This is a genomic window from Romboutsia sp. D33t1_170424_H2, from assembly GCF_015669105.1.
In the GTDB taxonomy this organism is placed as follows: domain Bacteria; phylum Bacillota; class Clostridia; order Peptostreptococcales; family Peptostreptococcaceae; genus Romboutsia_C; species Romboutsia_C hominis.
This window is the reverse complement of record NZ_JADOZQ010000014.1, coordinates 1-11,860: the sequence shown is the minus strand read 5'-3', so window position 1 is coordinate 11,860 and position 11,860 is coordinate 1. Positions and strand designations below refer to the sequence as shown.

The window sequence follows — 11,860 nt, the reverse complement described above, 5'->3', positions numbered from 1 at the left end:
TATTATGGTTATACTTGAAACTATTAATTTAGGTAAAATATATGGAAAAAAAGAAACAACTGTACATGCATTAAATGATGCTAATTTAAAGATAAACAAAGGGGAATTTGTTGCAATAGTAGGACCTAGTGGAAGCGGAAAAAGTACATTCCTACATTTAGTAGGAGGACTGGAAAGACCAAGTAGTGGAACTATAAAAGTAGATGGGAAAGATATATGTTGCTTAAGTGATAAGGAACTAGCAAAATATAGAAGACAAAAAGTTGGATTTGTATTTCAACAATACAATTTAATACCTGTACTTAACGTAGCTGAAAATATAGAATTGCCAGTAAAATTAGATAATAGAAAAGTTGATAAAGAATATATAAATGACTTAATGGATTTACTAGGAATTAGTGATAGAAAAACACATCTTCCTAATCAGTTATCAGGTGGACAACAACAGAGAGTAGCAATAGCTCGTGCACTATCATCAAAACCTAGTATAATACTTGCAGATGAACCAACAGGAAACTTAGATACTAAAACTACTGAGGAGGTTATGGAACTTCTTAAGACATCTATAAAAAAATATAATCAAACTCTTATAATGATAACTCATAATGAAAATATAGCTAAAAAAGCAGATAGAATAATATCTATAGTAGATGGTAATCTAAGTTTATCTGATAAAGAGTGTATATAATAAAAAATAACATAAGCCTAATATTAGGCTTATGTTATTTTTTTGACTTAAAACACTATTACATTACAAATTTGTAAGTATAATGTAATCTAAATCGATGGTACGTATTAACAAAAAATAATAAAATAATATCACAAATCAATACAGGAGGACATAAATGAAATTATTTAGTAATTTTACATTAAAAATTATGGCTATTATATTTGTGGCTATGGATCATATTTATACTTATATGAATGGAGCATTAAACAATCAAGTACCTATATGGTTTGGATATTTAGGAAAGTTAGCTGCACCGATATTTTTCTATTTAATAGTTGAAGGTTTTTATCATACAAGAAGTAAAAGCAAATATATACAAAGACTTTTCTCAATGGCTGTATTAATGATAGGGGTAGATATAGTGTTTAAGATACCAAATAATATATTTTTATCATTAGGATTTGCAGTTTGTATGTTAAGCATGATAGAATATGCAAAATCAAGTACGGATAAATTTAGTATTCTAAATTGGAAAATTTTATTAGCTATTTTATTTGGAATAGCAGGATTTTTTACAGAAGCATCTTTATATGGAGTAGGTATGGTATTAATATTCTACTTATTAAGAGAAAAAAAGGTTTGTATGGTCTTAGCTTACATTGTGTTTAGTTTACTTGGACTAGTAACTATGATTGGACCTGATTTTATAGATGCTGCATTTTTATGGGATTACCAATGGATGATGGTATTTGCAATAATTCCAATACTTATGTACAATGGAAAATTAGGAATATCTAATAAGTTTATAAAATGGATGTTTTATTGGTTCTATCCAGTTCACTTAATTGTAATAGTATCATTAGCAAAGATAATAAGCATGTAATAATAAAAAAGGGAGTGTCTTTTAAAGACGCTCCTTTTTTATTATTTAAACATCGTTATTATTTAGTTAGTATGAAATATACGTTAAATTAAAGTATTTATTTATATATAGCTTTAATAGGATCTAATCTAGATGCTTTAAAAGCTGGTACTATACCAAAAATAACTCCTGTTACAATAGTAGCAATAAAGGCATAGAATAAGCTATTTATATTAACTATAGCTTTAAATGGTAGGTAACTAGATGCATAGTTTACAACTATAAATCCTATTATTATACCAAGTATACCACCTAAAACTGTTATAAATACAGATTCTGTTAAAAACTGTAACATTATATCTCGAGGTTTAGCTCCTATAGCACGTCTTATACCGATTTCTCTTTGACGTTCCATTACTGATATATACATAATATTCATAACCCCAACACCACCAACAAACATAGAAATAGCAGTGATTACAGTTATAAACATATTTATATTATTTACCATAGATTCAAGTGCTTTAGTTTGTTCACTAGGATCATGAACTTGATAAGTTCCTTCTATATCCGGATGAAGTTCATGAAGTTTTTGTGTTACTCTAGAAGCTGTTTCAAATAAATCATATCCATTAGATACAACTAAATCTAATTGGTATATATCAGTTGGATACATATTTTGATTCATTAGCACATCTAAAGCTTTTTTTGGCATATATGAAGTTAGATAATCCATATCTCCATAATACATAGATTCAAAAGAATTAGATTTTTCCTTTTCTTTTTTAACAACGGAACTTTCGTCTATAACGCCTATTACTTCATATATATTTCCATTTATACTTATACCTTTACCTAAAGCATCTTCAGGAGTTCCAAATAGATCAGTTGCATTTTGTAGAGTTATTATAATAACTTTTCTATTTTCGTCTTCATAAGAAAAACTTCTTCCATATAGAGGATTTAAAGTAGTATCATCTTTTAATGGTGAAACATCAACATATGTAGCTTTTTTATCAAAATAAGCTTCAGAATAAAACATAGAATTCATAGCAAAATCATCTTTAGCAGGTCCAATTTTTTCAACACCTTCTAAAAATGATAACTCTTCTAAATCTTTAAGTTTAAATGGAGATAAAAAGCTTGTCATACCTGACATATTAGAGTTAGTAGGTTCAAAGTATATTTGAGTTTTGTTAGGATTAACTTTGCTAACTGATTTTAGAACTTCTTTTTTAACACCATTACCAATAGAACTTACAAGTATTACAGAGGTAATACCTATTATTATCCAAACTAGAGTTATAAAGACTCTAAGTTTATGTCCTTTTAAATTAGTTAATGCATTTTTCATCATATTCATAGGTTATACCTCCGATGATAATACACCATCTTTAAGTCTTATGACTTTAGTGGCATATTTTATTAAATCACTATCATGAGTAACCATTATTATAGTTTTACCTTCTTCATTTAACTTTTTTAAAACGTTCATTATATCATTACTAGTTTCACTATCAAGTGCTCCTGTTGGTTCATCTGCAAATATTAATGATGGATTGTTAACAAGTGCACGAGCAATAGCTACTCTTTGTTGCTGTCCACCAGACAATTGAAGAGGTCTAGATTTTGCTTTATCACCAAGACCAACTGAATCTAATTTTTCTAGTATTATCTCTTGTCTTTGAGCCTTATTTAAGTGATTGCTATAAAGTAATGGAAGTTCTACATTTTGATAAATATCTAAACTCTCTATTAGATTAAACTGTTGGAATATAAATCCAATATTTTTATTTCTAAAGTCAGATTTTTGATTTTCACTAAGATTAGTAACATCTTTATCAAAAAAGAAATACTTACCCTCATCAAATTTATCTAAAAGACCTAGGGAATTAAGTAAGGTAGTTTTACCACTACCTGACTTACCCATTATCATTACAAATTCTCCTTCTTCTATTTCAAGATTTAGAGATTTTAGAACATGAAGTCTATCTTTTCCAACTTTATAATATTTTTCTATATTTTCTAGTCTAATTACATTACTCAAATTAATTCTCAGCTCCTTCAGTAGTAGTTTCAGTAGAATCATCTACATTTGAAGGTGTATTATTAGCACCTGCATTATCTGTGTTTACTGGGTCGCCTTCTTTCATTTCAGGTGATATATATCTAATAACTATATCATTTGGTTCAAGACCAGAACTGATTACACTAAATTCTTCATTTTTGTCATGTATTTCGACTATTTGTTTTTTTAGTATTCCATCTAAATCTTTAAATACATAAGCTGTACCGTCTTCTTTATTTTCTAATATTGCAGTTGTTGGTACCTTAACTAATGAATTATTAACTTTTACAGAACCTTGAACATGGAATCCATTAACTAAACCTTCTTGATTTTCAAAAGATACATTAACATCATAGTAAGACATATTTCCTTGATTGCCCATATTCATTTCATTAGTATTAGTAGTTGGTCTATCTGATATAAAGCTAATTCTACCACTTAAATTTTTGTTATTTGAAAATACTAATACATCTACAGGATCATCCATTTGAAGTTTGACTAAATCTTGTTCACTTACTTGACCTTGCATATAAAATGTTGAACTTATAAGTGTCATAAATGATGAAGTTTGACCTTGCATATTATTATTTTCAGATTCATTATTATTTAGATAAACTTTACCAGCAAAAGGTGCATAAGTATTTACATAAGCTTTTTTATCTAGTGCTGATATTTGTGCATTTATTTTGTTTATTTCTGTTTTTATAGTAGGGTCATTTTCTGTATTTGCTTTTTTAAGTTCATTAACTTGAGCTTTAAGACCATCTATTTCATCTAGTATATTTTGATTTTTAGTTGTAAATAATAAATCCCCTTGTTTTACAATCTTACCATTTGTAACATTTAACTTACTTATTTCACCCTCAGTAGAAGGATTAAAGTCTTTTGTTTGAGTAGGTACTATAACCCCATTTATAAATACCTTTTCACTATCTGCTATAGTGTAAGTTTCTATTTGAGCATTTAACTCATTTACTTCATTATTTATTTTATTATTCCTATAAATAAAATAACCGCTTCCAAGTGCTATTATTACTACTGCACTTACCCCAATCATAACTTTTTTGTTTTTAAATTTCTCTAAAAAAGACATATTTTCCTCCTCATGTAAAAAAATCCATTCATTAGTAGATTATAATTGAAAATGGCTATATAAGTCAAAGTAAAATGGAAAATATACAAATTTGTAATTAAATGGGAAATGTTTTCTTAATAAAAAATAAAAAAAATTAAAAAATATGATAATAAATTAAAAATTTGGGTATATAAATTTATATTAGATATGTCGAAAAATGGCAAATCTAATATATAAAAACCATAGTTTAAAGTTTAAAGCACTATATGACAACCTTATAAATATTAGAGGGTTGTCATATAAGATGATTAAATTTTTTTAGACAATAAAATAAAGTAGCAGAGGGGAAAAATCATGAAACATTTATTTACAGAAAAAGTTGTACCAGTAGAATTAGACAATCCAGCTATACAAATTGATTACGATAAGTGCATAAAGTGCGGATTATGTAAACGTACTTGTGATAATGATATAGCTGTTGCTGGAAGATTTAACCTAGAGGAAACAGGTGATGTAGCTATATGTATACATTGTGGACAATGTGCAGTAGCATGTCCAGTAGGAGCTATAACTCAAGTAGAAGACTATCAAAAAGTTAAAGAAGCTATAAATGATCCTGAAAAAATAGTAATATTTAATACAGCTCCAGCAGTTAGAGTTGCACTTGGAGAAGAGTTTGGATATGAAGTAGGTTCATATGTTGAAGATAAAATGGTAGCTGCACTTAGAAAATTAGGTGGAGAGTATGTATTTGATGTAACTTTTGGTGCGGATATGACAATAATGGAAGAAGCAAATGAGTTAGTTGACAGAATCATCAATAAAAGTGAGAACTTACCTCAATTTACAAGTTGTTGTCCATCTTGGGTTAAGTATGTAGAAACTTTCTACCCAGAGTTTATACCAAATCTATCTACAACTAAAAGTCCAATAGGTATACAAGGAGCTGCTATAAAAACATACTTTGCTAAAGAAGCAAATATAGATCCAGCTAAAATAGTAAATGTAACAATAACACCATGTACATCTAAAAAATATGAAATAAGTAGACCTGAAATGAATTCTTCTAGCAAATACAATAATATAGAAGGATTAAGAGACAATGATTACATATTAACTACTAAAGAGCTAGCTAAGTGGATAAGAGAAGAAGATATAGATTTTGAAGCTTTAGAAGGTTCTAACTTTGATGACCTAATGGGACAAGGTAGTGGAGCTGGTATTATATTTGGTAATAGTGGTGGAGTTATGGAAGCTGCAGTAAGAACAGCTTATCATGTATTAACAGGAGAGAGACCAACTAAAGAATTATTAGATTTTAAGCCAGTTAGAGGTCTTGAAGGAGTTAAAGAAGCTACACTTCAAATAGAAGATAAAGTTATAAAAGTTGCTGCTGTTCAAACTACAAATAATGCGGAAGCTTTAATGGAAAAAATAAAAAGTGGTGAAGTAGATTATCAATTTGTAGAGGTAATGACATGTAAAGGTGGATGTATAGGTGGGGCTGGACAACCTAAACAACCTAAAAAGAGAGTAACTAATGAAATAAGATTAAAGCGTATAGAAGGATTATACAATAAAGATGCTCATATAAATGTAAAATGTAGCTATGAAAACCCAGAAGTTATAAAAGCTTATGATGAATTCTTTGAAAAACCATTATCTCATGTATCTCATGAACTTTTACATACAGAATTTGATTCTAAATATTATATGTTAGGTCGTGGAGATGTTAAAGTTGATAATGCTAAAAGTGAAGAAAAAAGCATTGGATAAAAAGTTATTTATATGAATAATTTAGTACAAAGGAATATTTAATATAATATGTCTCAAAATACATGAGTTTTATAGTTAATTCATAAAACTTATGCATTTTGAGACTCTGATAAATTGATTAAAAAATTTTTTGAAAATTAATTAAAATAATAAAATTTTAATTTGAATATATTAAATGAAATTTTAATAGTGCTTAAAACTTATTTTAAGTAGTATTGAGATTTTATTTTAACTCAATTAAAGAGGTGATATTAATGAATGTTATAGATATAATAAATAAACTATATAGTGAAAATGACGCAAGTAAAGAAGAATTACTTTATCTACTTGATAATATAAATGAAGAAGAAAAAAATCTTCTCATAGAAAAAGCACATGAAACGAGAATGAGAACTTATTCAAATAAAGTTTATTTAAGAGGGCTTATAGAACTTACAAGCTTTTGTAAGAAGGATTGCTTGTATTGTGGGCTTAGAAGGAGTAATAAAAGTGCCGAGAGATATAGACTAAATATTGATGAAGTTTTAGAATGCGTTAGAAAAGGAGATAAGCTAGGATATAAAACTTTTGTACTTCAGGGTGGTGAAGATGCATATTATACTGATGATGTTATGGTAGAAATTATAACTGCTATAAAAAATGAATTTCCAAATAATGCTTTAACTTTATCTTTAGGTGAGAGAAGCTATGAATCTTATGAAAAAATGTTTAAAGCAGGCGCGGATAGATATTTATTAAGACATGAAAGTGCATCTAAGAAGCTATATGAATCTATTCATCCAGGAGAACCTTATGAAGTTAGATTTAATTGCTTAAAAAACCTAAAGGAAATAGGATATCAAGCAGGAGCAGGATTTATGGTAGGAATACCAAATCAAACTAATGAAGATTTAGCTAATGATTTAAGATTTGTAAAGGAGTTTGAACCTGCAATGTGTGGAATAGGACCTTTTATTCCTCATAAAGATACTCCACTTAAAGACTATCCTCATGGGAGCTTAGAAAAAACTGTAATATGTTTAGCTATAGTTAGATTATTACTTCCAAAAGTATTACTTCCTGCAACGACTGCCTTATCAAGTATTGATAAAAATGGAAGAAATGCAGGCCTTAAAGCTGGTGGAAATGTTATAATGCCAAATTTATCACCTATGAGTGTTAGAAAAAAATATTCTCTATACAATAATAAAGCATACATATTAGATGAAGATGCAGAATATAGAAGATTAACTGAAGAAAAGATAAAAGAAGCTGGATTTGAAGTTGAAATAACTAGAGGAGATAATCCTGATTTTAGAGGTTAATATGAAAATAGTATAAGTTTTAAAAGCACAAATTAATAAATGTTACTTAAATTTAACTAAAGGAGATGTTTTAAATGTTTATAGATCATGAATATATATACAAAATATTAGAGGAAACTAAAAATCCTTCAAATGAAGAGATAAAAGAAGTATTAAATAAAGCTAAAAAAAGAGAAGGATTATCTTATAAAGATATAGCAATACTTCTTCAAGCTGAAGATGAGAAAGATTTAGAAGAGATATATTCATTAGCAGGGCAAATTAAAAAAGACATCTATGGAAAAAGAATAGTAGTATTTGCACCACTTTATGTAAGTGATTACTGTGTAAATAACTGTGTGTACTGTGGTTATCAAAGAGATAATAAGTTTAATAGAAGAAGACTTACAATGGATGAAGTAGCAGAAGAAGTAAGAATACTTGAACAAATGGGACATAAAAGGTTAGCATTAGAACTTGGAGAGGACCCTGTTAATGCACCTATAGATTATGTATTAGAATGTTTAGATACAATATATAAAACTCAAAATGCAAATGGAGAAATAAGAAGGGTTAATGTAAATATAGCAGCGACTACTGTAGAAAATTATAAAGCTCTTCACGAGAAAGGGATAGGAACGTATATATTATTCCAAGAAACTTATCATAAGCCAACATATGATTTAATGCATCCTAAGTCTATAAAAGGAGATTATAATTATCATTTAACAGCTTTTGATAGAGCTATGCAGGCAGGAATAGATGATGTAGGAGCTGGAGTATTATTTGGACTAGCAGACCCTAGATTTGAAGTTTTAGGACTTATGATGCATAATGCTCACTTAGAAGAAAAATATGGTGTAGGATTCCATACTATATCAGTACCAAGACTTCAAGAAGCTAAGGGGGTTACGTTAGAAAATTATCCACATTTACTTAGTGATAAAATGTTTAAAAAGATAGTAGCAATACTTAGAATTGCAGTACCATTTACAGGACTTATACTTTCAACAAGAGAAACTCCAGCTATGAGAAAAGAACTATTAAAATATGGAGTAAGTCAAATATCTGCAGGTTCTTCAACTGGTGTTGGTGGATATAAGGAAAGAGAAGAAGGAAAAGAAACTAAACAGTTTAAGACAAATGATGAGAGAAGTCCTATAGAAATACTAAAAGAATTATTAGATGATGGATATATACCAAGTTACTGTACAGCATGTTATAGAAAAGGTAGAACTGGAGATAGATTTATGCAACTTGCCAAGTCTGGTAATATAAAATATGTATGTGAACCTAATGCACTTATGACACTTCATGAGTTTACATTAGACTATGGAGATAAAGAGCTATATGATAAAGCACAAGAAATAATAAACACTGAAGTCGAAAGTATAGAAAGAGAAGATATTAAATCTTATACAAAGGAAAGTTTAGGGAAAATGAAGTCTGGAGAAAGAGATTTCTATCTTTAGGAGGTAATTATGAACAATACTCCAAATGCAAATAGAAAACATATTGGGATATATGGTAATACTAATAGTGGTAAATCCTCTTTAATGAATAAAATATTAGGTCAAGAAATATCACTAGTATCTAGTGTGGAAGGAACAACAACAGACCCTGTTCAAAAGGCTATGGAGTTAATTCCTTTTGGTCCAGTATTATTAATAGATACAGCAGGTCTTGAAGATAAAAGTGAATTAGGCAAAATGAGGATTAAAAAAAGCTATGATTATTTAAAAAGGCTAGATTTTGCTATGTATGTAGTAGACGGTAAAAATCCCGATATAAGTACATATAAGACTTGGAAGAGGGAAGCTAATAAATATAATATACCTCATATAGTAGTTGTAAATAAATTAGATAAGCTAAAAAACAATGAGATAGATAATATAAATAAAGAATTCAAAAATCCAATATATGTATCAGCTAAAGAAAATACTAATATAGATTCTTTAAAAGAAACTATTATAAAAAAATTAGAAACTGAAGAAGAAGATAGGCCAATAGTAGGAGACTTACTAGATTATGGTTCTAAAGTTGTATTAGTAGTACCAATAGATTCAGAAGCTCCTAAAGGTAGGATAATACTTCCACAAGTCCAAGTGATAAGAGATTGTTTAGATCATGGCATAAAGACTTATGTGGTAAGAGACACTGAACTAGTTGACGCAATAAAAGATTTAAAAGATATAGATTTAGTTATAACTGACTCACAAGCATTTAAAGAAGTAGATGCTATGATACCAAAGGATATGAAGCTTACAAGTTTTTCAATACTATTTGCTAGACAAAAAGGAGAGCTTAAAGATTTTATAAATGGAGCTAGAAAACTTAAAGACTTAAAACCAGGTCAAAAAGTATTAATGTGTGAAAGTTGTACCCACAATATAAGTCATGAGGATATTGGTAGAGTTAAAATACCTAAAATTCTAGAAAAAATAGCAGGTGGTAAGCTAGATTTTGATTTTAAGGTAGGTTATGACTTTGCTAATGACATAGAAAATTATGATTTAGTAATACACTGTGGGGCTTGTATGGTTAATAGAAAAAGTGTAATAAACAAAATAAATCTATGCAAAGAAAAAAATATACCTATAACTAACTATGGCTTAGTTATAGCTTACTTTACTGGGATACTAGATAGAAGTATTGAGATATTTAAATAAAATAAGGAGGAACGATTCGTTCCTCCTTATTTTATAAATTATACAAAGTACTAATCATTTTTTATAAATACCAATAAATTAAAAAATTATTTTTATTTAACAGATACATCTACTTTATCATCAATATAGTCTTTAATAAATTTATAAGGAACTATTTTATTAAATTGAGGGTAGGAGGAGATGAATCTAACATATACGGGAGCTTCATACAAGCTAGGGTTAGCTTCTAGAAGACTTTTATCTCCATTAGCTACAGCGCTTATAGACATAGGAAGAAGCTCTAAAAACTTTTCATATCGATACTTAGCTACATCGTAAGGGTAATCACCAACAAATACTGCAAAAGTTATTTGATACCTATCACCATATATAAAATACCATTGACTATATATTAAGTTTGTACTAGTAGTATATAAATCTAGATTATAAAAGTATGGTGAAATAGATAAATTAACTTCTCTTGGATTATCTAGGTGAAGTATATTATACCTTCTAAATCTAATAGGTGACGTAGCTGTATATGGTGGTTCTATAACTACATTAACCTTAGACAAATTTAAATTTCTCAATATTATCACATCCTAATTTAGTTGTACTATATTATATTTTTTAAGACAACTTTTGTGATATATATAACCAATCATGATTTATATTAATAAAAAATCTTATAAATTTTTATAAAATGTAACATACGTTACAGAAAAAATAACCAATAAGGAGTATTCTAAAGATAAGAAAACACAACAGTGATGGAGGAATAATTATGGAAAATAAAATGTTCTGTTTCCAATGTCAAGAAACAGCAGGATGTACAGGATGTACAAAATTTGGGGTATGTGGAAAATCACCAGATCTAGCAAGAATGCAAGATTTATTAATATATGTAACTAAAGGATTATCAGAGGTTACAACTAGACTTAGAAATGAAGGAAAAAAAGTAGCAGATGAAGTTAATAATTTAGTAACTATAAACTTATTTACAACAATAACTAATGCTAACTTTGATGATTTAGTATTCTATGAAAGAGTTGCAAAAACTTTATCAACTAAAGAAGAATTATTAGCTACATTAGAAAATAAAGTAAACTTATCAGAAGCAGCTTTATGGAATGCATCAACTAAAGAAGAAATGGATGAAAAATCAAGCAAAGTAGGAGTATTAGCTACTGAAAATGAAGATATAAGAAGTTTAAGAGAACTTATAATATATGGATTAAAAGGAATGTCTGCATATATGAAACATGCTAATGCACTAGGTTATGATAGTGAAGAAGTAAATGCATTTATGCAAAGTACATTAGCTAAGACTTTAGATAACACTTTAACAGCAGATGATTTAGTTGCATTAACACTAGAAACAGGTAAGGTTGGGGTAGATGCAATGGCTTTACTTGATAGTGCAAATACTGGAACTTATGGACATCCAGAAATAACTAAAGTTAATATAGGTGTTAGAA

10 protein-coding genes and 1 pseudogene are annotated in these 11,860 nt (G+C 28.3%); 7 read left to right on the top strand and 4 right to left on the bottom strand.

Going from position 1 to position 11,860, the window contains the following annotated elements; all coding sequences use genetic code 11:
• The first annotated feature begins 4 nt into the window (after positions 1-4).
• Both I4U66_RS12430 and I4U66_RS12425 read left to right on the top strand, forming a co-directional pair.
• Positions 5-688, top strand: coding sequence for an ABC transporter ATP-binding protein (locus I4U66_RS12430; protein ID WP_166505269.1), 684 nt, complete (start codon positions 5-7; stop codon positions 686-688).
• Positions 689-845: 157 nt separating this feature from the next.
• Complete coding sequence (locus tag I4U66_RS12425; protein WP_195929055.1) at positions 846-1,553, top strand: TraX family protein; 708 nt, start codon at positions 846-848, stop codon at positions 1,551-1,553.
• A gap of 97 nt (positions 1,554-1,650) precedes the next feature.
• On the opposite strand, the gene I4U66_RS12420 is transcribed toward I4U66_RS12425, so the two are convergent.
• The 3 genes from I4U66_RS12420 to I4U66_RS12410 are packed head-to-tail and all read right to left on the bottom strand — an operon-like array spanning position 1,651 to position 4,693.
• A complete protein-coding gene (locus I4U66_RS12420) occupies positions 1,651-2,895 on the bottom strand; it encodes an ABC transporter permease (RefSeq protein WP_195929053.1) in 1,245 nt (414 codons plus the stop codon).
• Positions 2,896-2,898: 3 nt separating this feature from the next.
• On the bottom strand, positions 2,899-3,579 hold the full coding sequence (locus I4U66_RS12415) for an ABC transporter ATP-binding protein (protein ID WP_330405593.1): 681 nt from the start codon (positions 3,577-3,579) through the stop codon (positions 2,899-2,901).
• A gap of 1 nt (position 3,580) precedes the next feature.
• Complete coding sequence (locus tag I4U66_RS12410; protein ID WP_166505273.1) at positions 3,581-4,693, bottom strand: efflux RND transporter periplasmic adaptor subunit; 1,113 nt, start codon at positions 4,691-4,693, stop codon at positions 3,581-3,583.
• A gap of 336 nt (positions 4,694-5,029) precedes the next feature.
• Here I4U66_RS12410 and I4U66_RS12405 point away from each other — a divergent pair, with 336 nt between their 5' ends.
• The 4 genes from I4U66_RS12405 to hydF all read left to right on the top strand — a co-directional run bounded on the left by I4U66_RS12405 (position 5,030) and on the right by hydF (position 10,403).
• A complete protein-coding gene (locus I4U66_RS12405; protein WP_195929051.1) occupies positions 5,030-6,451 on the top strand; it encodes a [FeFe] hydrogenase, group A in 1,422 nt (473 codons plus the stop codon).
• Between the two features lie 254 nt (positions 6,452-6,705).
• Entirely contained in the window at positions 6,706-7,755 is a 1,050-nt protein-coding gene (gene hydE / locus I4U66_RS12400; RefSeq protein WP_092926212.1) for a [FeFe] hydrogenase H-cluster radical SAM maturase HydE, read from the top strand.
• A 74-nt stretch (positions 7,756-7,829) separates the two neighbouring features.
• Positions 7,830-9,206, top strand: coding sequence for a [FeFe] hydrogenase H-cluster radical SAM maturase HydG (hydG, locus tag I4U66_RS12395; RefSeq protein WP_195929048.1), 1,377 nt, complete (start codon positions 7,830-7,832; stop codon positions 9,204-9,206).
• Between the two features lie 9 nt (positions 9,207-9,215).
• Positions 9,216-10,403, top strand: coding sequence for a [FeFe] hydrogenase H-cluster maturation GTPase HydF (gene hydF / locus I4U66_RS12390; protein WP_166505274.1), 1,188 nt, complete (start codon positions 9,216-9,218; stop codon positions 10,401-10,403).
• Between the two features lie 92 nt (positions 10,404-10,495).
• Here hydF and I4U66_RS12385 read toward each other — a convergent pair whose 3' ends face one another.
• Positions 10,496-10,972: a staygreen family protein gene (locus I4U66_RS12385; RefSeq protein ID WP_195929046.1), complete on the bottom strand. Its 477-nt coding sequence runs from the start codon at positions 10,970-10,972 to the stop codon at positions 10,496-10,498.
• A gap of 194 nt (positions 10,973-11,166) precedes the next feature.
• Here I4U66_RS12385 and I4U66_RS12380 point away from each other — a divergent pair.
• Positions 11,167-11,860, top strand: a pseudogene (locus tag I4U66_RS12380) (hydroxylamine reductase); the annotation flags it as partial.